The following is a 21,814-nucleotide window of genomic DNA, read 5'->3' on the forward strand; positions in this document are numbered from 1 at the left end:
TTCCTACGTGCCCTTGGCTCCGGGAGCTGCATCATCGGGCCCCTCATCCTCCGCGGCGCCGCTATCCTTGGCCGGCCCGGACTCCGGGGCGTCAAAGCCGCCGTTCAGCAGCTTCATGAGGGCGTCGTCCACCTCGCTGTCGCTGGCCTCGGCCAGCTTGCGGCGTTCGCTGAACCCCTTGGGGTCGTCCAGGTCCTCGGCCGTGGGGAGCAGGTCGGGGTGCTTCCACATGGCGTCGCGGCCGTCAATGCCGCGTTCTTCCTTCAGTGACGCCCACAGGGTAGCGGCCTCGCGGAGACGCCGGGGGCGCAGTTCCAGTCCCACCAGCGAGGCGAAAGCGTGCTCGGCAGGGCCGCCGGTGGCGCGGCGGCGCCGGACGGTCTCGCGGAGTGCACCGGAGGACGGGAGGACCTTCTCGGTCGCTGCCGCAGTGAGCTCGTCAACCCATCCTTCAACCAGTGCCAGGGCGGTCTCCAGTTTCTGGAGGGCCTGCTCCTGGGCCGGCGTCCGCTGGGGCATGAAGACGCCCTGTGAAAGGGCCTCCTGAATTCCTTCGGGGTTGCTGGGGTCGAGGTCCCGGGCGAGCTCCTCTATCCGCGACGTGTCAATGTGGATGCCGCGGGCGTACGCCTCGATGGCACCCAGCAGGTGCCCCCGCAGCCACGGAACCTGGACGAACAGCCGGGCATGGGCGGCTTCGCGGACAGCAAGGAACAGCCGGATGTCGTTCTCCGGAAGGCCGAGCCCCTCGCCAAACTTCGCCACGTTGCCCGGAAGCAGAGCCATTTCCAGGTCGGCCAGCGGAACGCCGATGTCAGTGGAACTGACCACCTCGGCGGACAGCGCACCGATGGCCTGTCCCAGCTGCATGCCGAAGATGGCGCCGCCCATGTTCTGCAGCATGGAGGAAGCGCCGCCCATCATGGACTTCATTTCCTCCGGCATCTGCTCCGTCATGGCGCTGGACAGTGCGTTGGCGATGCTGTTGGCCACCGGCTCCGTCAGCCGCTTCCAGGTGCCGAGCGTTTCCTCGACCCACTCTGCGCGCGACCAGGCGCGGCCGATCAGGCCCGTGGCCGGCAGGTCGGTGACCGGGTCCAGCCACAGCTCGGCGAGCCGCAGTGCCTCGTCGACCTCGCGGGACTGCGGCGTTGTGACGGACGGATCAGAGCTGCTGGCGGCAACGCGACGTGCGTTGTCGTGGGCCAGTTTCCAGTTGACAGGCCCTTCGGACGGGGCGCTCATCATGGCCTGCACCTGTGAAAACATCTGTGCCAGCAGGTTTGGATCGTCGGGGAGCCCGGCCGCTTTCGCCAGTTCGGCGGGGTCGATGTCGCCCATGCCCTTGCCGCCCATGAGGTTCTGCAGCATTTCTGCCAGCGGATCCTTCGGGTTTTCGTCGCCGTTGGGCGGATTGAGTGGGTTGGAGGTCATGATCCCGCCGATCGTCGGTGTGACTATTGATCAACCTTCACGCTACCCCGCAGGCGGGCGGCTGTCTGCCGAAAGGGGGTCCGTTCGCTGTAGGCAAAGAGCTTTCGCCGGGCCCGGACGCGTAGTGTTAGAAGTCGGAATGTTTGCATGCTGCGCCACGGCTGTCCGCCTGGCTGCAGCCACAGTGCCGCGATGCACTACGCGGTTCGGAGAGGTCCTTCAGTGACAATTACCAAGGGCGATCAGCCCTCAGAGGAGCCCGCGGCTGCCACGGGCGGCGGCGAACCGGCCGGCGCGGGAGATGCCCGCAATCCCAAGGCGGCTCGTGACCCCCGGGTCTCAACCATGATGCTCTCCGGACTCCTCGCCCTCGGACTCGGCGTGACGGCCGCCGTCCTGCCGGTCCCGTACGTTGTGGAATCGCCCGGGCCCACGTTCAATACCTTGGGCGGTGACAACTCCAAGCCTGTCATCAGCGTCACCGGGCACGAAACGTTCCCTGCGAAGGGGAGCCTTGACCTCACCACCGTCTACGTGGACGGCGGCCCCAATGGTCCGGTCAGCGTATTTGAGGCCTTCACCGCCTGGCTTGACGGGTCAAAGGCCGTTTATCCGCAGGAACTGATCTTCCCGACAGGCGTCACCAAGGAACAGTCGCAGCAGGAGAGCGCGGTGGCCATGACCACGTCGCAGGAGAATGCCGTGGCTTCGGCGCTGAACGAACTCGAGATCCCGTACGGGCAAAAACTGGAAGTCGCCGATCTCTCTGACGGCTCGGCCGCTGCGGGAAAGCTCAAGGCGGGGGACGTCTTCACCTCGCTCAACGGCAAGGCGGTCACGTCACTGTCCGTGATCCAGGAGGAACTGGCCGCCGGCAAGGGCAAGCCGGCCGCCGTCGTCGTGGACCGCGGCGGGAAGGAAATCACGGCAACGGTAACGCCCGCACGGAGCGAATCGGGGCGGTACATCCTGGGCGTTCTGCTCAAGTACCGCTTCACCTTCCCGTTCGACGTGAAGATTTCCCTAGACAAGGTGGGCGGCCCCAGCGCCGGAATGATGTTCGCCCTGGGAATCATCGATACCGTGACGCCCGGAGACCTCACCGGGGGCAAGCACATTGCCGGGACCGGCACCATCACCCCCGAAGGCACCGTGGGGCCCATCGGAGGAGTGGCCGTGAAGATGCACGGGGCGCGCGCCGCCGGGGCGACCATGTTCCTGGCACCGGCAGCGAACTGTGCCGAGGTCGCAGGGCATATTCCGGACGGTCTCCAGGTGGTCAAAGTGGAAAACCTGGACGAAGCTCGTCATGCGGTCGAACTCGCCGCAACAGGTGGGGACACATCGGGTCTTCCTGCCTGCGCAAACAACTAGACTAAACCTAGGAACTATGGCCCGGCTTCACTCGTGGCAGTAATTGACAGCCGTTGCCACGCTGGGCGTCGGACCGCGCAAGCTGACAAGTGCAGCGCGCCCCCGGGCGCCCCGGCACTGTGCATGCTGTCACCTGAAAACTCAAAATATGATCAGCAACTGACAAAGCTATGAGGTACAGAGTTTGTCCCGTCCTGCCAGCCCCACCCCGCCCCGAAGACTCCAGCCAAGGCGCGGTGCCTTGACGCCGACGCTCATTGTCGTAGCGCTGGTTGTCGTCGGATTCATTTTCTTCGCCAACGTGTGGACGGACGTCCTCTGGTACCAGCAGCTTGGCTTCTTCGAAGTGTTCCTTACGGAAAACCTCGCCAGGATCGGTATCTTTGCCGTTGGCTTCGCCATCATGTTCGCCGGTGTTTTCTACGCCATCCGGATCGCCTACCACGCCCGGCCCGTCTATGCTCCGGACTCCGAAATCCGCGACAACCTCAACCGGTACCAGGCCCAGCTGGAGCCCGTGCGCCGCGTGGTCATGATCGGACTTCCCGTGCTGTTCGGGCTCTTCGCCGGCAGCGCAGCCTCCAGCCAGTGGCAGAAGGTCCTCCTGTTCTTCAACCAGGAGTCGTTCGGCCAGAACGATCCCGCGTTCGGGCTGGATATCGGTTTTTACCTGATGACGCTGCCGTTCCTGGGCTTCGTCACCGGATTCCTGATCAGCGTGGCAATCGTGGCCGGCATTGCCGGCATCCTGACGCACTACCTGTACGGAAGCATCCGCATCATGGAGCGCGGCATCTTCACCAGCCGCGCCGCCCAGATCCATCTGGCCGTCACGGGCGCATCGTTCCTGATTCTCCTCGGCGTCAACTTCTGGCTGGACCGCTACGCCGCCGTTCAGAACAGCGGCGGCCGGTGGGCAGGCGCGTTGTACACGGACGTCAACGCCGTCATTCCGACCAAGGCCATCCTGGCCGTGGCAGCCATTCTCGTCGCCATCCTCTACATCGTGGCGGCAATCATCGGGAAGTGGCGGCTGCCCGTCATCGGTACGGCGATGCTGGTCATCACCTCCATCCTGGCCGGCGGCGTCTACCCTTGGGTCATCCAGCAGTTTCAGGTCCGTCCGTCGGAGCAAACTCTGGAGAAGGAGTACATCGAACGCAACATCGGTATGACCCGGGCAGCCTACGGCCTCGACCAGGTCAAGGTGGAGCGGTACAACGCCACCACCACCACCACGGAAGGGGCGCTGGCGCCGGACGCCCAGACCACTGCCAATATCCGGCTCCTGGATCCGAACCTGATTTCGGATGCCTTTTCGCAGCTTGAGCAGTTCCGTCCGTACTACCAGTTCCCCAAGGCATTGAACGTGGACCGGTACGAGGTCAACGGCAAGGTGCAGGACACCGTCATTGCCGTGCGCGAGCTGAACCCGGAAGGCCTTAGCCCGGACCAGCAGTCCTGGCTGAACCGCCACATCGTTTACACTCACGGCTACGGCGTGGTTGCCGCGAAGGGCAACAAGTTCACCGCCGACGGCAAACCGGAGTTCCTGCAGTCCGGCATCCCGTCCACGGGTGTCCTCGGCAACGACAAAACCTACGAACCGCGAATCTACTTCGGCGAGGACTCTCCGGAGTATTCGATAGTGGGAGCGCCGGAGGGCGCACCGCACCGTGAACAGGATCGTCCTGTCTCCAAGGAGGGCGGCGAGACGCAGTACACCTTCACCGGGAACGGCGGCCCGAACGTCGGCAGCTTCTTCAACCGGGTCCTGTACTCGGTCAAGTTCCAGTCCTCGGACCTCCTGCTTACCGACGGCGTGAACGAAGCCTCGCAGGTCCTGTACGAACGCAATCCCCGTGAACGGGTGCAGAAAGTGGCGCCTTACCTGACCGTCGACGGGAACGCCTACCCCGCGGTCGTTGACGGCCGGGTCAAGTGGATAGTAGACGGTTACACCACCAGTCAGTACTACCCCTATTCCCAGCAGGAACAGCTGTCGGACGCCACCACGGACTCGCAGACCACTGCAGGCCGCAACGTGGCGCTTCCCAACAGCTCGGTGAACTACATCCGCAACTCCGTCAAGGCGACGGTGGATGCCTACGACGGCTCCGTCACGCTCTATGCCTGGGACGATCAGGATCCGCTCCTGAAGGCCTGGCAGAAGGTCTTTCCCACCTCGATCAAGCCTTACTCGGAGATGTCGGCGGCGATCATGAGCCACGTCCGCTACCCGGAGGACCTGTTCAAGGTCCAGCGTGAGCTCCTGGGGCGATACCACGTGACGGACCCCGTGAGTTTCTACAAGAACGACGACGCGTGGAGCGTTCCTAACGACCCCACCGTTTCGGATGCGGTCAAGCAGCCGCCGTTCTACATGTCCCTGCAGATGCCGGACCAGAAGAAGCCGGCGTTCCAGCTGACGTCGGCCTACATTCCCCAGGTGGTGGACGGGAATGCCCGCAACGTGCTCTACGGATTCCTGGCCGCCGATTCGGACGCCGGGAATAAGAAGGGCGTTAAGGCGGATTCATACGGCGAGCTCAGGCTCCTGCAGGTTCCGCCGGAGGCCCAGATTCCGGGCCCCGGTCAGGCACAGAACAAGTTCAACTCTGATCCGACGGTGTCGCAGGCACTGAACCTGCTGCGGCAGGGTGCCTCTGACGTGCTGAACGGCAACCTGCTGACGCTGCCTGCGGGTGGCGGCATGCTGTACATCCAGCCTGTCTATCTCAAGTCCACGGGTGAGACTTCCTACCCGACGCTGCAGCGGGTGCTGGTGGCCTTTGGCGACAAGATCGGGTTCGCGCCGACCTTGGACGCGGCCCTCAACCAGCTGTTCGGCGGCCGATCAGGCGCTACGGCAGGGGACTCCCCCAACAACGGGAAGACGCCCGCCTCACCGGGCGGCAGCGGGTCCACGCCGCCAACGGGCTCGGCGGATGCCAAGGCCGCGCTGAAGGCGGCCCTGGACGAAGCCAACGCAGCCATCAAGGCCGGCCAGGAGGCTTTGGCAAAGGGCGACTTCGCAGCCTACGGCGAACAGCAGAAGAAACTGGCAGCGGCGTTGCAGAAGGCGCTCGACGCCGAGGCCAGGATCGTCGGCACCGGCACCGCAAGCACTCCGACGTCACCGTCCGCCACGCCGACACCGACGCCGAGCAGCTAACAGTCAGCAGCTGGCACGCAAACGGTCAGCACGTGGCACGTGATGAGGCCGGTCCCGCACTCCCTGAGAGGGCGCGGGGCCGGCCTTTCGCGTTCTCCGCTCAGGCTGCCGTTTGCGGAGGCAGCGGCCCCTTCGCGGGGCGGAGACGCAGATCACGTCGCCTGGATTTGGCCTCCCGTTCACCGGACGGTAGAGTTGTTCTTGCGACGCGGGGTGGAGCAGTTCGGTAGCTCGCTGGGCTCATAACCCAGAGGTCACAGGTTCAAATCCTGTCCCCGCAACTGAAGAAAGGACCCGGATCACCACAAGGTGGTACGGGTCCTTTGTTGTTTCCGGGGTGTTGTCCGGATCGGAATATGGGGCGCCCGGCCCCCTGGACCGGGGTGGCAGGAGTGCCGGCAAAAGTAGGGTAGTGTTAACCAAGCGACGCGGGGTGGAGCAGTTCGGTAGCTCGCTGGGCTCATAACCCAGAGGTCACAGGTTCAAATCCTGTCCCCGCAACCAGAAAGAGGCCCTGACCGGGGAAATCCGGTCAGGGCCTTTTGCTTTGCCGGTCCGTTTTTGGGTTAGTGCTAGCAGTTCCTAGTATTCTCTTTCGCAGGGCCCGGAATTCCTGGCCGGCGCGCGGCGCCCACTCTGGTCAGTCATTCTCGAGAGGAATGTAGTTCGATGTCCACAACGAAGAACAAGTCCGGCACTTCGAAGGGCAAGCGGTCCAGGCTCTACTGGGCGGTGCCTGCGACGCTGGTGGCCATGGTGCTGGTGGTGCTGTTCGCCAAGTGGCTGACGGACGTGCCCGCGGTCCGGTCGTTCCTTGCGGACTACCCGGGACACTCGGAACTGCCGGCCGGTGCCCCCGTCGGTTTCCCCGCGTGGCTGGCATGGCAGCACTTCCTGAACGCCTTCTTCCTCCTGCTCATCATCCGCACCGGCTGGCAGGTACGGACCACAACGCGGCCGGGCGGCTACTGGACCCGCAACAACAAGGGCCTCATCCGGACCAAGACGGCCCCCACGAAGATCAGCCTGGAGCTCTGGTTCCACCTGACCCTGGATGCGCTCTGGATCCTCAACGGCCTGATTTTTGCGGTCCTGGTGTTTGCTACCGGGCAATGGATGCGGATCGTGCCCACCAGCTGGGACGTTTTCCCGAATGCAGCTTCGGCCGCGCTGCAGTACGCGTCGCTGAACTGGCCCACGGAAAACGGCTGGGTCAACTACAACGCCCTGCAGCTGCTGACGTATTTCGTGACCGTGTTCATTGCCGCTCCGCTGGCTTTCATCACCGGCCTGCGGACGTCCAACGCCTGGCCCAAGAAGGCTGCGGCCCTCAACAAGGCCTACCCGATCGAGGCCGCCAGGGCAGTGCACTTCCCCGTGATGATTTACTTCGTGGCGTTCATCGTTGTCCACGTGTTCCTGGTCCTGGCCACCGGCGCGCTGCGGAACCTCAACCACATGTACGGCGGAAGCGACGACGTGAGCTGGGTGGGTTTCTGGATCTTCGCGGCGTCGGTGGCAGTGATGATCGGTGCGTGGTTCCTGGCGCGGCCGCTATTCCTGCGCCCCATCGCGTCCCTCATGGGCAAGGTCACCAGCCGCTGATCCGCGGGCCGTTCACTTCGCCTCGAGCTGCTGGTAGGTGTCCAGCGCGCGTTCGCGGGACTCCTGCAGGCCTACCAACGGCCCGGGGTAGCCCGACGCCGCCGCAGGGTTTTTCCAGGGCTCGTGGACGGCACGGTCATCCAGGTCAGCGAGCTCCGGGATGAATCCGCGAAGGTACCGCCCGCCGGCGTCGAACTTCTTGCTTTGCGCCACCGGATTGAAAATCCGGAAATAGGGCGAAGCGTCCGCGCCGGAGCCCGCCACCCACTGCCAGTTGGCCGGATTGCTCGCGGCGTCGGCGTCAACGAGGGTGTCCCAGAACCATGCCTCACCCAGGCGCCAGTCGGCCAGCAGGTTCTTCACCAGGAACGACGCCGCAGCCATGCGGACCCGGTTGTGCATCCAGCCCGTCTGCCACAGTTGCCGCATGCCGGCATCCACGAGCGGATACCCCGTGCGTCCCTGCTGCCACGCCGCGAGTTCGGCTGCCGACGGCGTCTGCCAGGCAAAGTGGTCGAAATCGCGGCGGTAGTTCTCTGTTGCCAGGCGGGGATTTTCGTACAGGAGCTGCCAGCAGAAATCACGCCAGCCGAGCTCGCTTCGAAAAATTCCGACGTCGGCCGGAGCGTGCCGCGGGAAGCGTTCGCGGAGCGCGTGCCAGATCTGGAACGGGCTGATCTCGCCAAAGCGGCCGGCACGGAGCCGGACGCCTCATGGCCCGGCGGTGGGAAGTGAGCGGGCGCGTCAAGCCGGTGGCCGGGGCTCGGCCCCGGCCAGGCACGACCGCCAGAACGGCGTGAACACCCTGTACGGGCCGCCAGTGCCCTTCCGGACCGTCCACGGCTCGAACAGCAGATTCGCCTGGTAGCTGGTGGCGTCAATGCCCTCTGCGGTGGCCCACTCCTTGATGCCGGCGTCCAGCGTGCGTTCCGGCAGCCCGTAGCGTCTGTTCCAATGGACCGCCCCGGCACCGGTCTGTTCCACCAGCTCCCGGATGACGGTGGCGGCGCCGCCGCGGCGGAGCAGCAGGCGTGATCCCCTCGCCTCCAGGTCCGCAGAGAGCGCGGACAGCGAATGGTGGAGCCACCACTTCGCGGCACCGCCGAGCGGGCGGATACCGGGGGAGACCTCATCCAGGATGTACACAACGTTCATCGGATCCGGCAGGGAAGCCGCGGCGGCTAGGGCCGGGTTGTCGTCGAGGCGAAGGTCGTCCCGGAGCCAGACAATCGTGGAAGCCATGGCCTCACGCTACACGCCGCGGGCATGGCGAAGGCCGGGGTCCTGCGGACCCCGGCCTCATTCCGGTTAGCGGCTTGAGAGCCACTTACAGCTTGTCGAAGTCAGCCTCTTCGACGGTCGAGCCCGACGCCGACCCCGCGGAGTTGCCTCCCGCGCCGATGGCCGGCTTGGCACCTCCGGACTTCAGGGCCGCCAGGCGGGCTTCGATTTCCGTCTGCTCGCCAAGATCCTCGAGCTGGTTGAACTGGGCGTCGAGGCTCGACGCCGCGAGCTCCTGCTGGCCGCGGACCTTGGCCTCCTCGCGGCGGATCTTCTCTTCGAAGCGGCCAACCTCGCTGGTCGGGTCCATGATGTCGATGCTCTTCAGGGCATCGTGGACCTGGGACTGGGCGGCAGCAGTCTTCGAACGGGCCACGAGCTCGTTGCGCTTGCTCGTGAGCTGGTTCAGCTTGCCCTTCATCTGGTCGAGCCCGGTCTTGAGGCGGTCCACCACATCGGTTTGTGACGCGATGCTCGGTTCAGCAGACTTGGCCTCGTTTTCGGAGGCGATCTGGCGCTGCAGCGCAACCTTTGCCAGGTTGTCGAACTTTTGGGCATCGGAGGCGTTGCCGCTGCTGCGGTACTCGTCGGCTTTGCGTGAAGCCGCGAGAGCCTTGTTGCCCCAGTCCTGTGCGTTCTTCACATCCTCGTTGTAGTCGTCCTGCAGCATCCGGAGGTTGCCAATGGTCTGCGCCACTGCGGACTCGGCCTCGGCGATGTTGTTGGAGTAGTCCCGCACCATCTGGTCGAGCATCTTCTGCGGGTCCTCGGCCTGATCGAGGATGGAATTGATGTTCGCCTTAGCGAGCTGCGCCATGCGGCCGAGAATGGACTGCTTAACCATGGTGTTACCTTTCGTCCTGCTCAGTGTGTCCCACTGAATTCAGTGAACAGTTGATGTACCGCTTCTACCCGCCGCCCGGATTCACCGGCATGGCGCCTAGTCTTTGCTTCTGGCTCTGGCCGCCGGCTAGAAGTCGCCGCCGCCGCCGAAGTCACCGCCCCAGTCTCCACCGCCGCCGGAGTCGCCGCCGCCTGAGTCTCCTCCCCAGTCGCCGCCGTCGCCGTGCCCGCCGCCCCAGCCGACGCCGCTCCCGCCGTTCAGGATGGAGTTGATGAGGATTCCGCCGAGGATCGCACCGCCGAGGCCGCCGCCCCCACCGCCGCCGAACATGCCGTTCCTGCCGTAGCCCTGGTTCGCATAGCCGCCGAAATTGTCGACGTCGGACTGGGCAAGCTGGGCCGCCTGGGCAGCCAGCGCGTGCGCCTGCTGCGCGTACGTCAGCGCAGTGACGGGATCATTGCGCGAGATGGACAGCGCGTAATCGAGGTTCCGCTGAGCCTCCGCAAGCCGGGTCCGGGCTTCAGTCCCCACCCCGCCCCGCCGGGCGGTGATGTAATCCGAGGTGGCGCTGATCTGCGCCTGTGCCGACATGATGGTCTGCTGCAGGGAAGCCTGGGCGCGGCGCGCCTGCTCCTGCTGGTCACGGATTCCGCTGAGGGCTTGGTCAAGGGACTGGCGGGCCGTTTCCACGCGTTCGAGGGTGGAAATCGGGTCGATCTTGCCGCCCTGGATTTCACTCTTCACCCGAGCCAGTGCAGCTTCCACCCGGGCCACGGGACCTGAAAGCTCCGCGTGCGCGCCGGACTGGATCATGGCCCTCGCCTGGGCCAGGTCCTGGGACGTGTCCACAACTGCGGCTTCGAGTCCCTGCCGGGCCGCGTCCAGGCTGCCGGCAACTTTCGAAATGGCGTCCAGGAGCACGTTGGTCTGGTGCAGGCTCTCCTCGGCGGCGCGAACGGCGACGGCGGCGAGGCTTCCCTCGCCCTCCTCAAGCTTTTCGCGGGCGGTGCTGCTGGCGTTCTGCACGAAGGCGAGGCGCTCCTTGGCCTGGCTGATGTTGTCCGCGACCTGGACGAGCGCGCTTTCGGCGTACCTGCCGCGCAGGTCAGCCAGCGTCTGTTCGGCCTTCGTTATTTTCGCGTCGGCGTCCGCTGCGCCGGCGTTCACAGCCGCCAAGGCCTGCGGCGCGTTCTTTTCCAGTTCGCGGAGTGAGTCGAAGTCGGCTTTCTGCTCCTGGAGCGACGCCAGGGCTGCCTCGGAACGGCGGATGATCTCGCCCAGCCAGCTGCGCTGCTGCTCTTCGGTGTCGGGAATGTGGTCATCCAGCTGCTGCTGCAGCTTGAAGGACTCCGACATGTGCCCCTTGGCGTCCTGGAGCGCCTTGGTGAAGTTGCCGACGGCCGCCTCACCGTACTGCGCCTCTGCGAAGCCAAGTTCCTGCTCGCTGGACTTGATGGCGTCGTCAGCCTCGATCAGCAGCGAGCCGCTCTTCTTGCGGAGGTCCTCGACACTCAACGAAGCAAGGGGATCAAGATCGGCACCCTGCGGGCCGTAGCTCGCGCTGGACGCCTGGGCCTTCTTCCGCCGGTTCCGGAGGTACAGGTACGTTCCTGCGCCGCCGGCCGCCACCACTCCGACGCCCACGAGCACTGCCGTCCCGGCGCCTCCGGACGGCACGTTCCCGCTTCCGCCGCCGGCGGCGTCACCGATGGCGGCAGCCGCATCGACGGCGGCCTGGGCGTAGTTCCCGTCACGGAGCTGGGGATCGACGGCGCTCTTCAAGACTGTGTCGCGCTGGGCGTCAGTGATCATGCTGGTGCGCGGCTTGGTCAGCTGGTATTTTCTTTGGTCCGTGGCTACGGCCAACACCAGGGAGTTTGAACCCAAGTTCGCCTTCTGGGCCACATCGGCGGTCCAGGCCGCCGGGTCCGTGGGGTTCTCGAACTTCTTGACGTACACGACGTGCAGCGTCATGGCGTGGTCGGTGCCGAGCTTCTTGATGGCCGTCTCGACGTCGGCCTTCTTGCCACCGAGGACTCCGGCCGTATCGACAATCTTGGTGACGGGATCGAGTGTTACCGGATCTTCAGCCCAGGCTGCCGCGGCGGGAAACGCCAGCATTCCAGTCAGGCCGATCACGGCGAGAACACGTTTGAACATTGACCGCATGGCAACCCTTCAGCACACCCCGCGACTGTATCGGGACGATCAGTCGTCTCAGAATGCAGCAGCGCCCCCACGCCAGGTGTAAAGCCGCAGGTCGCTGTGGCAATTCTTCTTGATTCTATGGTGCACCAATGGGACCGTCCACAGCGGGGAATATGCCACCAGCGAAAAGCGCTGAAGAGCCGGGACGACGCGCCGGCGGGCGCTATGGCGTGCCTACGGAAGGGCGGCCGGGGCCCGCATTCAGGAACCTCCCAGCAAACATCGATTTTAGTTTCAGTCGAATCGTCCATAGTTAATACAGACGAGGATGAAAGGAAGTCCAATGACTGAGAACCCAGTGCCGGGCGCAGCACCAGAGAACCGAGATCCTGCAGGGCGGCCCGCTGATCCCACGGCTCCGGCTGCGCGCGAGGAGGGTCTCCAATCTCAGGGAAGCCAGCCGGCGGGAAACTACGGGGAAAACCCCACCGAGCCCCTGGACCGCGATAGTGTCCGCGGCGACGATGCCCAGCGGGCCGGCGCTGACAACCCCACCATGCGGCTGGACCGGCCGGCCCAGGATGCGCCGGCAGAGGGCCAGGGCCACTCGCACAATGAGCCTTTCAGCGGTCCGCGTCCCGTGTATCCCCAGCACGCTCCCTTCTACGGTCACCAGTCGGGGCCCGCAACCCAGCAGTTCGCGTCGGCCCCGCATCCAGGGGACCCTGGCCAGCCGCATCAGTCGCCCTATGCGCAGCATGGCGCCCACTCCGCCCTTCATGACAACCGGGCCAACGCGCCCAAGCGCAAGGCCACTTTCGGCGTGGGCACTCTCGTGGCCAGCATCCTCGCCGCAGGGCTCGTTGGCGGCGGCGTGGCAACGGTCGGTGCCGGCAATCTCTTCGTCGCCGGGACTGCGCCGGCTGTGAGCAGCGGCAGCCAGCCCGGGACCGTGATCGTCAATAACAAGGATGACGTCAACGCCATCACGGCCGCTGCCCTCAAGGCATCGCCGAGCGTTGTGACGATCAAGGCCACGAACGGCAGCGAGGGCGGCACTGGCTCGGGCGTCATCCTCGACGACCAGGGCCACATTCTCACCAACACCCACGTAGTGACCCTTGACGGCACGGCCGCCAGCGCGGATATTGAAATCCGCACGCACGACGGCCGCGTCCTGACGGCAAAAGTCATCGGAACCGACCCCCTCTCGGACCTGGCCGTCATCAAGGTGGAGAACCCTTCAGGACTCACGCCGGCCACGCTCGGTGACTCGGGCAAGCTGAACGTCGGCGACACCGCAGTGGCTATCGGCTCCCCGCTGGGCCTCACCGGCACGGTGACGGACGGCATCGTCTCCACGCTCAACCGGACCATCAGCGTCGCATCCTCGGCAGCGCCCAAGGGCGGCGCCGACAATTCCCAGGGCGGCGACCAGGGCTTCGAGTTCGCTCCGCCGGGGCAGGGGCAGGGCCAAAGCTCAGCGAGCAAGGGATCCATCTCCATCAACGTCATCCAGACTGACGCCGCGATCAACCCGGGCAACTCCGGCGGTGCCCTGGTGAACAGCAAGGGCGAGGTGATCGGCGTGAACGTCGCCATCGCGTCGGCCGGCGGCAGCTCCGCGGCGACCGGAACGGGCAACATCGGGGTGGGCTTCAGCATCCCGATCAACAACGCCAAGCGGGTGGCCCAGGAGATCATCGACAACGGCAAGGCGACCCACGGCCAGCTGGGCGTCAGCGTCAAGCCAAAGGCGGCCTCGGCATCCGGCTTCTCCGTCGGCGCGGATGTCGACACGGTGGAGCAGGGTTCGGCGGCGGCCAAGGCAGGCATCCGGGCCGGCGACGTCGTGACGCGCTTCAACGACCTCGCTATCAGCGACCCGAACCAGCTCACGGCAGCGGTGCGTGAACAGGCGGCCGGCTCAACGGTCAAGATCACCATCCAGCGGAACGGCCGCGAACAGCAGCTGGACGTGACGCTCGGCGCAGCCGCAGAGCAGTAGCGCTGGCAAAGCAGAAAGCAGTACCGACGACGGCGGGCCGCACCCAAGAGGTGCGGCCCGCCGTCGTACTCGGAAGGAGCAGGCTGCTTCTGAATCAGGCCGCCTCTGACACAGGCGTTAACGGGACGGCATCAGAACGCCCCTATATGGTTAGCTAGGAGCTACCCGTATCCCGGGCGTTCCGCGGCCATGACCTCACCCGGCTGGCTATCCACAAGCATGGAAGGCTGCTGTAAATACAGTGGAAGAGACATTGAAGATCATCGTCCTGGTCAAGCATGTGCCGGACGCCCAGTTCGACAGGCACCTCAGCGGCGAGGGCCACACCACGGACCGCGACGAGAGCATTCTGTCCGAGCTGGATGAATACGCCCTGGAAGCTGCCTTGCAGCTCACCGAAGCGCGCGGCGGAAGCAAGGCGGGCAACAAGGTCATCGCCCTCAGCATGGGCCCGGCCGGCGCCGTGAACGCCATCAAGAAGTCACTCCAGATCGGAGCGTCCGAAGGCGTACACCTCACGGACGGGGCACTCGCTGGTTCGGATGCTGCCGCCACGTCGCTGGCGCTCGCGGCCGCGATCCGCCACATCGGCGCGGACGGCCCGGTGGACCTGGTCCTGACCGGCATGTCCTCCACCGACGGCGAAACGTCACTTGTTCCGGCCCAGCTCGCCGAGCGCCTCGGATTGCCCCAGGTGACCTTCGCGTCCTCCTTGGAGGTTGACGGCGGACGCGTCACGGCCCGCCGCGACGCCGACACGCACTCGGAGACGGTCGAAGCTTCCCTGCCCGCAGTGGTGTCGGTGACGGACCAGATCAACGAGCCCCGCTACCCCAACTTCAAGGGCATCATCGCGGCCAAGCGCAAGAGCATCACCACGCTCTCGCTCGCGGACGTTGGAGTGGATCCCTCCCAGGTCGGCCACGCCGGATCCTGGACCACCGTGACCTCGGCCGAGGAGCGCCCGCCGCGCACCGCAGGCACGATCATCACCGACGAAGGTGACGCCGGCATCAAGCTGGTTGACTTCCTGGCCGCCCAGAAGCTGCTCTAAGAGGGACCACACAACATGGCAAACGTACTCGTATTCATTGACAACCCGGGCCAGGCTCTGAAGAAGAGCAGCCTGGAACTGCTGACCATCGCACGTTCCCTCGGGGAACCCGCCGTCGCCTTTAACGGCGAACTGCACGACGACGTCGCTGCCGCCCTGGGTGCCCACGGCGCCACCGCGGTCTACCGGCCCTCCGCGCAGGACCTGGACGACTACCTGGTGGCGCCCAAGGCCGCCTACCTGGCTGCGGCCGTGAACACGTCTGAAGCCACCACCGTGCTGGTGGAAAATTCCCCCGAAGGCAAGGAAATCGCCGCGAGGCTCGGCGTCCGGCTGAGCGCGGGCGTCATCACCGACGTCGTTGCCGTCGACGCAGACGGCACTGCCCACAAATCAGTGCTGGCCGGCTCGTACAACACCGCGGCGAAGGCGACCACCCCCCTCACCGTGCTGACCGTCAAGGCGAACAGCGTGACGCCCGAGCCGGCGGCGGCGCCCAGCGCCCCCGAAACCGTGACCGTTGAGGTACCTGCCGACGCCACCGCCTCGGCGGCGCGCATCACTGCCCGGGAACAGAAGGTCGCCAGCGGCCGCCCGGACCTCACCGATGCGCGGATCGTGGTGGCAGGCGGACGCGGGCTCGACGGCGACTTCGGCCCGGTCGAGGAGCTGGCAGATGCGCTGGGTGCGGCCGTGGGCGCATCGCGTGCGGCGACGGACGCGGGCTGGATCAGCCACGATGCGCAAGTGGGCCAGACCGGCAAGACCGTCTCCCCGCAGCTGTACATTTCGGCAGGCATCTCAGGCGCCATCCAGCAGAAGGCCGGCATGCAGACGGCCAAGGTGATCGTGGCCGTGAACAAGGACGCGGAATCGCCGGTCTTTGAAATCGCTGACTTCGGCATCGTCGGTGACCTCTTCCAGGTTCTGCCGCAGGCAACGGAAGAAATCAAGAAGCGCAAGGCCTGAGTCCTTGACCTCATACGCTGCTCCAGCACAGAGCCCGTTCAACCCGGACAAGCACCGGGTTGAGCGGGTGCTCTGTTTCGCCGCCCACCCGGACGACATCGACTTTGGCGCGGCCGGGACCATCGCCGCGTGGACGGCAGCCGGCGTCGAGGTGAGCTACTGCATCATGACCGACGGCGATGCCGGCGGTTTCGACCCTGCCCACCGGGACGAAATCATCGCCATGCGGGCGGCCGAGCAGCAGCGCGCCGCCGCGCTCGTCGGCGTCACCGACATCCACTACCTCCATGAGCGGGACGGGTTCCTTGAACCGAACCACCAGGTGATGTGGGGAGTCGTGAAGCTGATCCGCGAAATCCGCCCCGACGTCGTGCTTTCCATGCATCCGGAACGCAACTGGAACCGCATCCAGAAGAGCCACCCGGACCATCTGGCGGTCGGGGAAGCGGTGACCCGGGCAGTGTACCCGGCCGTGGAAAACCCCTATGCGTATCCGGAGCTCGCCGAATCCGGCCTGGCGGCCTACAAGGTGCCGTGGCTGTGGCTCTATGCCGGGCCGGAGGAACGCGAAAACCACTTCATCGATGTCACGGAGCACGTGGACAGCAAGCTCGCGGCGATCCACGTCCATGTCAGCCAGCACCCCGACGTCGAGGCCATGGAAGCGGCCGTGCGGACCGGAATGCGCGTGAACGCGAAGCGTGCGGGCTTCCCGGACGGGCGGAGCGCGGAGGCGTTCCACGTCGTAACAATCAACGGGCCGGGCACGATCGCGGGCTTCTAGGATTGCCTCAATGTAACGCCTGTCATAAGCTGGCCTCTGTTTAAATCATATTTATTCAGGAAGGCAGACTTTGATGGCGAAGACTGCACAGCAGCCGGTTCTGGTGATCATGGGCGTCTCAGGATCCGGCAAGTCAACTGTGGCCGGCGTTGTTGCCGGCAGGCTCGGATGGGATCTCGCTGAAGGCGACGACCTGCACCCGGAGCGGAACGTGACGAAGATGCAGGCGGGGGAGCCGCTGACCGACGAGGACCGGTGGCCCTGGCTGGAAACCATTGCGGACTGGATCCGACAACACACCGAATCAGGGGCTCCGGGCGTCATTACGTGCTCGGCCCTTAAGAAGCGTTACCGCGACATTCTTCGCGGTGAAAACGTGGTGTTCGTTTTCCTCCAGGGCAGCAAGGACAGCATCTCGGGCAGGCTTGCCTCGCGGCACGGACACTTCATGCCGCCGGCCCTGCTCGAATCACAGTTCGAGGCACTGGAAGAACCCACCGAGGATGAGAACTACATCTCCCTGTGCGTCTCGGCCACTCCGGCCGAGGAAGCCCAGGAAATCATTGAACGACTGAATCTCGCAGCCGCCACCGCCGCTCCGGATCAGACCTAGGAATTTATCTTGAACTCTCGCATTGCAACGCAGCTTCCTGCTGCCGTCGAAGGCTGGACAGGCCACGACACCCAGCTGCTGGTCGTGGCTGGCCTCGGCATCGCCCTGATCGTGGTGCTGATCGCCAAGCTCAAGCTGCACCCGTTCCTTGCTCTGGTGCTGGGCTCGGCCTTCGTGGGCCTGGCATCCGGCGTGGAACTGCCCAAGATCATCACCAACTTCGAGGAAGGGGTGGGCGGCGTCCTCAAGGAGGTCGGGCTGCTGATCGCCTTGGGCGCCATGCTGGGCAAGCTCCTGGCGGACTCCGGCGGTGCCAACCGGGTGGTGGACACCCTGCTGGAGAAGGCAAGCGGCAACAAGGTGGTCTGGTCCATCACGCTCGTGGCCGTGATCATCGGTTTGCCGATGTTCTTCGAGATTGGCCTGGTGCTGCTGCTGCCCGTGGTAGTGCTGGTCACCCAGCGCTCCCGCATGCCGTTGATGCGCATTGCCATTCCGGCGCTGGCCGGGCTGTCCGTGCTCCATGGCCTCGTGCCGCCGCACCCCGGCCCGTTGATCGCCATTAGCGCTGTCAAGGCCGAGCTTGGCACCACCCTGGCACTGGGCCTTCTGGTGGCCATTCCCACCGTCATCATCTGCGGCCCGCTGTTTTCCAGGCTGGCCGCCAAATGGGTACCCGTCGGTGCGCCGGCAGTGGCCGGCGGCATCGACACGGAGCACGGCGCCGACACAACCGGAGTCAAGCGCCAGCCGACATTCCTCGTCACGCTGCTGACCATCATCTTCCCTGTGGTGCTCATGCTCGCGAAGGCCGTGGTGGACATCGTCTGGCCGGACGTCCAGACGGCGCCCTGGATCCGGATCTTCTTCGACTTCGTCGGCCAGCCCCTCGTGGCCATGACCCTCGCGGTGCTCCTTGCCATCGTCACCTTCGGCTACGCCGTGGGCTTCACCGGCAACCGGATCACGTCCAAGATCGGTGCGAGCCTCGGGCCCATCGCCGCCATCCTGCTCATCGTGGGCGCCGGCGGCGGCTTCAAGCAGACACTGATCGGCGCGGGCGTCGGCGACTCCGTCAAGAAGTGGGCCGAAGGCACCAACATGTCGGTGCTGGTCCTGGGCTTCATCGTGGCCGTTGCACTGCGGCTGGCCACAGGCTCCGCCACCGTGGCCACGGTGACGGCGGCCGGAATCGTCGCACCGCTCGCCGTTTCGCTGAGTCCCACCCACGCAGCACTGCTGGCACTGGCGATCGGCGCAGGGTCCCTGTTCCTCTCGCACGTCAACGATGCCGGGTTCTGGCTGGTCAAGGAGCTCTTCGGCCTGACCGTGGGCCAGACGTTCAAGACGTGGTCGGTCATGGAAACACTGATCTCGGTGGTCGGCTTCGGCTTCGTGATGCTGTTGTCGCTGGTGATTTAGCGGACGGGCAGCTGCCTACGTGCCTCAGCCCGCGGCCGGGCTGAGGCGTGAAGCCGCGTAGACCTTGATTCCCTCCAGCAGGTAGGGGGCAAGGCCTGCGCGGCTTTTGTCGTAGAAGGCCGTGAACCGCGGATCCTCGACGTACATCCGGCCCAGGCCGACATAGCTCTGCGCATCCGGCGTCCAGCTCACGCAGATCCACCGGTAGTGGCGTTCGACGGCGGCCTGCACCCGCGCGTCGTCGGCCGGAAGGCCGGCGTCGAGGCAGTGCGCGAGCTCCTGGTTGATGGCCTCGGCCTCAGTCAGAAAGTCCCGCTTTTCGGCGTCGCTCATGGCCGCGTGCCGGGCCTTGCTGTCCTCCACGGCCTTGTCGCCCCACCGCTGGCGGGCCTCGTCCTCGTACGGGTTGCTGTCGAAGTCCTTGAATATATCCTCGCCGGACATGGCGTCTCCTTGCTGCAGTGCCGAAATGGTTGCCTCGACGGTCCGGGCCATCCGGTCCAGACGGTCGCGTTCGGCCAGCAGCCACTTCCGGTGCACGCCAAGTGCATCAAGCTGGTTAACCTGGCCGTCCAGAACCTCGCCGATGGTTTCGAGCCCCAGGCCAAGTTCACGGAGAAGCAGGATCCGCTGCAGCCGCAGCAGCTCGGTCCGCGTGTAGTAGCGGTAGCCGTTGTGCCCCGTGTAGGCGGGCGCCAGCAGCCCCAGCTGGTGATAGTGCCGCAGGGTCCTGGAAGAGACCCTGCTTAGCTTCGCCAGTTCGGCGATGGACCAGCTCGGGACTTCTTCCTGCTTCATGCCTCCAGCCTAGAAGTTGACGTTACGTCAACGTCAAGTGCTCAAGCGTTGAGCGTTGCGGCTGCCACCGTCGGAAGGGTGGGGGCCGAGGAACCGCCGGCAGGCTCCACGGTGATCCCGAGCGCGGCCGCCGAATGGATGCCCTTGACCACGGCGGGCTTCGACAATGCCTCCGCATCCATCAGGCCCTGGGAAACAGGCGTGGAGCCGTCCTTCGGAATGAGCCACATCTGGTAGACCTTGCCCTCGGGAGGAGGCGGGACATCCTTCATGCGGACAACCAGCGCGTCCTTCGACGGCGCTATGGACACTGTGGCCGTCCCTCCGCCGCTGACCTCGACGGTGGCCTCGCGTACGTCCTGCGCCTGGAGCACCTGCGTCAGCGGATCGTTCTGGTTGGCCACATAGGCGCCCACGCCCACGCCTCCGAGCGCGATGACGGCAGCAGCCGCAACGCCGATCAGCCAGTTCCGCATGCCGGCGGACCGGCGTCGGACATCCCGGCGTTCACGCGCAGCGGACAGCTGATCGGTCGCGGGCGGCACAGCCGCCGGCGCTGCAGGTGCGTCCGCCCTGACAATCGCGGACTGTGCCGGAAGCTGGGCCACGATGCGGTCGAACAGGTCTGCCGGTGGCTCCTCTTCGGCAGTGAACGTGGTGGCCAGCGTTTCCCTGGCCTGGCGGACGCGCTCGTTGAAGGACTGGCGTTCTGATTCCGGGGCTGCGTTGATGTATGCCTCGATTGCTTCGCGTTCTGCGTCGTTCACGGCATCCAGTGCGTAGACCTCGGCGAGCTCGACGGCGCGGCCCGCTGCAAGGTCAGTGGAAATGTCGGCGGCGAAGGCGCGGGGCAGTTGGCGGCCGTGGGCATCATTCGTATCGGTCATTTCAACTCACCCCCAGACAGGTCTTCAATTGGATCAGTCCGTCGCGGATGCGGGACTTGATGGTCGGTACGGCCGCGTTGAGCTTTTCAGCGACTTCGCGGTACGTGAGGCCGCCATAGTAGGCGAGCCGCACGGATTCCTGCTGTGTCTCGGTCAACGTCTCCAGGCAGCGCACCACGGCCTCGGCCTCCAGCCTGCTGCCCACCTCATCCGACACGGAATCGTGGTCGATGTCCTGGCTGCTGGCGCCGTACCTGGCCTCGCGGTCAGTCGATGACTGCGACGACCTGACCTTGTCCACAGCGCGGCGGTGCGAGATGGTCATCAGCCATGCCAGCGGGCTGCCGCTGGCCAGGTCGAATTTGGCGGCGTTCTGCCAGACCTGCAGGAATACCTCCTGTGTCGTGTCCTCGCTCAGCTCCGGATCGATCAGCACCCTGCGGGCCATGCCGAACACACGGCGCGACGTGAGCCGGTAGAACTCGGCAAACGACGCCTGGTCGCCGCCGGCAATCCGCTCCAGCAACGCTGCAAGCTGGCGGTTGAGGTCGACGGCGGTGCCGGGCGGCGCTGGGGCGCCAAAGTTCGACGCATTGGGAGTTTCCATCACAGTCAAGCATAGGTCGCCGGAAGAGAATCGCTGAGCACCCGTTCCGGATACGGCACCGTCGTACCGGGCAAAACGTGGTGCCGTCCTGCCCGCATGTTCTGTTTTCACCTGCCGCTCCTCATTCCCCGGGATTTGCTCAGGAGTGATTCGGCGCCGGAGCGGGTCCGGATGGGTGCGGTCGGGCACCTCCTTCTGCACACTTACTTCTGCACGCGGCCTCGTGCATGCGTACTTAGGCATCCGGCCGGGACCCCGCTCAGAGCTGGGCGCCGGTGAAGCCCTGCTGGCGCCAGGCCTCGTACACAGCGATCGACGCGGCATTGGCCAGGTTCAGGGAACGCAGCGACGGCAGCATGGGAAGCCGGACCCTGGACGTGACATGGGGGTCGTGCTTCAACTGTTCCGGCAGTCCCACCGACTCCGGGCCGAACAGCAGAACGTCGCCCGGCCGGTAGGAAACGTCCGTGTAGGACACCTCGCCGTCGGAGGTGAAGGCGAAGACCCGCTCGGGCTGCAGGGCTTCCCAGGCGGCTTCAATGTCAGGATGGACCGTCACCACTGCGAGGTCGTGGTAGTCCAGGCCGGCGCGGCGCAGCTTGGCGTCAGAGAAGTCGAAGCCGAGCGGTTCCACCAGGTGGAGCTCGGCGCCGGTGATGGCGGCAAGGCGGATGGCGTTGCCGGTATTGCCGGGGATTTCAGGGGTGTGAAAGAGGATGCGGAACACGGTTCCATCCTATCGCCGGGGAAAACGCCGCAGGATGCACGTCCGCCAGTGCTGCGGGATGGGCACTGACAGGGCATGCCCTGT

General features: G+C 65.5%; 18 protein-coding genes and 2 tRNA genes. 11 read left to right on the plus strand and 9 right to left on the minus strand.

Annotated features, from left to right (window positions below; genetic code table 11):
- Positions 1–3: 3 nt before the first annotated feature.
- Positions 4–1,434, minus strand: a complete 1,431-nt coding sequence (locus tag J7I89_RS15495) for a zinc-dependent metalloprotease (RefSeq protein ID WP_214972060.1) — start codon at positions 1,432–1,434, stop codon at positions 4–6.
- 222 nt (positions 1,435–1,656) lie between these two features.
- On the opposite strand from J7I89_RS15495, the gene J7I89_RS15500 reads away from it, so the two are divergent.
- From J7I89_RS15500 to J7I89_RS15520, 5 genes are all read left to right on the plus strand, one after another.
- A complete protein-coding gene (locus J7I89_RS15500; protein ID WP_308159929.1) occupies positions 1,657–2,808 on the plus strand; it encodes a S16 family serine protease in 1,152 nt (383 codons plus the stop codon).
- Positions 2,809–2,992: 184 nt separating this feature from the next.
- Complete coding sequence (locus J7I89_RS15505; RefSeq protein WP_214972067.1) at positions 2,993–5,983, plus strand: UPF0182 family protein; 2,991 nt, start codon at positions 2,993–2,995, stop codon at positions 5,981–5,983.
- 207 nt (positions 5,984–6,190) lie between these two features.
- Positions 6,191–6,264: transfer RNA gene (locus J7I89_RS15510), tRNA-Met, on the plus strand.
- A 146-nt stretch (positions 6,265–6,410) separates the two neighbouring features.
- Positions 6,411–6,487, plus strand: a tRNA-Met gene (locus J7I89_RS15515).
- Between the two features lie 165 nt (positions 6,488–6,652).
- Complete coding sequence (locus J7I89_RS15520; RefSeq protein WP_214972069.1) at positions 6,653–7,588, plus strand: cytochrome b/b6 domain-containing protein; 936 nt, start codon at positions 6,653–6,655, stop codon at positions 7,586–7,588.
- A gap of 12 nt (positions 7,589–7,600) precedes the next feature.
- On the opposite strand, the gene J7I89_RS25965 is transcribed toward J7I89_RS15520, so the two are convergent.
- The 4 genes from J7I89_RS25965 to J7I89_RS15535 form a co-directional block, all read right to left on the minus strand.
- The gene (locus J7I89_RS25965) at positions 7,601–8,266 is read right to left on the minus strand and encodes a deoxyribodipyrimidine photo-lyase (RefSeq protein ID WP_374102020.1); all 666 of its coding nucleotides are present in this window, start codon (positions 8,264–8,266) and stop codon (positions 7,601–7,603) included.
- 66 nt (positions 8,267–8,332) lie between these two features.
- A complete protein-coding gene (locus J7I89_RS25970) occupies positions 8,333–8,830 on the minus strand; it encodes a deoxyribodipyrimidine photo-lyase (protein WP_374102019.1) in 498 nt (165 codons plus the stop codon).
- Positions 8,831–8,915: 85 nt separating this feature from the next.
- Positions 8,916–9,713, minus strand: coding sequence for a PspA/IM30 family protein (locus J7I89_RS15530; RefSeq protein WP_214972071.1), 798 nt, complete (start codon positions 9,711–9,713; stop codon positions 8,916–8,918).
- Positions 9,714–9,839: 126 nt separating this feature from the next.
- On the minus strand, positions 9,840–11,882 hold the full coding sequence (locus J7I89_RS15535) for a TPM domain-containing protein (protein ID WP_214972075.1): 2,043 nt from the start codon (positions 11,880–11,882) through the stop codon (positions 9,840–9,842).
- 322 nt (positions 11,883–12,204) lie between these two features.
- On the opposite strand from J7I89_RS15535, the gene J7I89_RS15540 reads away from it, so the two are divergent.
- The 6 genes from J7I89_RS15540 (at position 12,205) to J7I89_RS15565 (ending at position 18,711) form a co-directional block, all read left to right on the plus strand.
- Positions 12,205–13,869 (plus strand): S1C family serine protease, encoded by a 1,665-nt coding sequence (locus J7I89_RS15540; protein WP_214972079.1) that lies wholly within the window; start codon positions 12,205–12,207, stop codon positions 13,867–13,869.
- Between the two features lie 253 nt (positions 13,870–14,122).
- Positions 14,123–14,923, plus strand: coding sequence for an electron transfer flavoprotein subunit beta/FixA family protein (locus J7I89_RS15545; protein ID WP_214972126.1), 801 nt, complete (start codon positions 14,123–14,125; stop codon positions 14,921–14,923).
- A gap of 15 nt (positions 14,924–14,938) precedes the next feature.
- Entirely contained in the window at positions 14,939–15,892 is a 954-nt protein-coding gene (locus J7I89_RS15550) for an electron transfer flavoprotein subunit alpha/FixB family protein (protein ID WP_214972082.1), read from the plus strand.
- Between the two features lie 4 nt (positions 15,893–15,896).
- Positions 15,897–16,676 (plus strand): PIG-L deacetylase family protein, encoded by a 780-nt coding sequence (locus tag J7I89_RS15555; protein ID WP_214972085.1) that lies wholly within the window; start codon positions 15,897–15,899, stop codon positions 16,674–16,676.
- Between the two features lie 73 nt (positions 16,677–16,749).
- The gene (locus J7I89_RS15560) at positions 16,750–17,289 is read left to right on the plus strand and encodes a gluconokinase (protein WP_214972093.1); all 540 of its coding nucleotides are present in this window, start codon (positions 16,750–16,752) and stop codon (positions 17,287–17,289) included.
- Positions 17,290–17,298: 9 nt separating this feature from the next.
- Positions 17,299–18,711, plus strand: coding sequence for a gluconate:H+ symporter (locus tag J7I89_RS15565; RefSeq protein ID WP_251045382.1), 1,413 nt, complete (start codon positions 17,299–17,301; stop codon positions 18,709–18,711).
- Positions 18,712–18,735: 24 nt separating this feature from the next.
- Here the strand turns inward: J7I89_RS15565 and J7I89_RS15570 are convergent, their stop codons facing one another.
- From J7I89_RS15570 to J7I89_RS15585, 4 genes are all read right to left on the minus strand, one after another.
- Complete coding sequence (locus tag J7I89_RS15570) at positions 18,736–19,509, minus strand: MerR family transcriptional regulator (RefSeq protein WP_214972096.1); 774 nt, start codon at positions 19,507–19,509, stop codon at positions 18,736–18,738.
- A gap of 41 nt (positions 19,510–19,550) precedes the next feature.
- The gene (locus J7I89_RS15575; protein ID WP_214972098.1) at positions 19,551–20,396 is read right to left on the minus strand and encodes an anti-sigma factor domain-containing protein; all 846 of its coding nucleotides are present in this window, start codon (positions 20,394–20,396) and stop codon (positions 19,551–19,553) included.
- 1 nt (position 20,397) lies between these two features.
- A complete protein-coding gene (gene sigK / locus J7I89_RS15580) occupies positions 20,398–21,003 on the minus strand; it encodes an ECF RNA polymerase sigma factor SigK (RefSeq protein WP_214972101.1) in 606 nt (201 codons plus the stop codon).
- A gap of 259 nt (positions 21,004–21,262) precedes the next feature.
- On the minus strand, positions 21,263–21,730 hold the full coding sequence (locus tag J7I89_RS15585) for a tRNA (cytidine(34)-2'-O)-methyltransferase (protein WP_214972103.1): 468 nt from the start codon (positions 21,728–21,730) through the stop codon (positions 21,263–21,265).
- Positions 21,731–21,814: the final 84 nt, after the last annotated feature.

It is taken from the genome of Arthrobacter sp. ISL-5, from assembly GCF_018613835.1.
Classification (GTDB): domain Bacteria; phylum Actinomycetota; class Actinomycetes; order Actinomycetales; family Micrococcaceae; genus Arthrobacter.

Coding starts and splice junctions, on each gene's coding strand:
- J7I89_RS15495 (WP_214972060.1), bottom strand. CDS start 1,434: ATGACCTCCAACCCACTCAATCCGCCCAACGGCGACGAAAACCCGAAG.
- J7I89_RS15520 (WP_214972069.1), top strand. CDS start 6,653: ATGTCCACAACGAAGAACAAGTCCGGCACTTCGAAGGGCAAGCGGTCC.
- J7I89_RS25970 (WP_374102019.1), bottom strand. CDS start 8,830: ATGGCTTCCACGATTGTCTGGCTCCGGGACGACCTTCGCCTCGACGAC.
- J7I89_RS15530 (WP_214972071.1), bottom strand. CDS start 9,713: ATGGTTAAGCAGTCCATTCTCGGCCGCATGGCGCAGCTCGCTAAGGCG.
- J7I89_RS15535 (WP_214972075.1), bottom strand. CDS start 11,882: ATGCGGTCAATGTTCAAACGTGTTCTCGCCGTGATCGGCCTGACTGGA.
- J7I89_RS15540 (WP_214972079.1), top strand. CDS start 12,205: ATGACTGAGAACCCAGTGCCGGGCGCAGCACCAGAGAACCGAGATCCT.
- J7I89_RS15550 (WP_214972082.1), top strand. CDS start 14,939: ATGGCAAACGTACTCGTATTCATTGACAACCCGGGCCAGGCTCTGAAG.
- J7I89_RS15560 (WP_214972093.1), top strand. CDS start 16,750: ATGGCGAAGACTGCACAGCAGCCGGTTCTGGTGATCATGGGCGTCTCA.
- J7I89_RS15570 (WP_214972096.1), bottom strand. CDS start 19,509: ATGAAGCAGGAAGAAGTCCCGAGCTGGTCCATCGCCGAACTGGCGAAG.
- J7I89_RS15575 (WP_214972098.1), bottom strand. CDS start 20,396: ATGACCGATACGAATGATGCCCACGGCCGCCAACTGCCCCGCGCCTTC.
- sigK (WP_214972101.1), bottom strand. CDS start 21,003: ATGGAAACTCCCAATGCGTCGAACTTTGGCGCCCCAGCGCCGCCCGGC.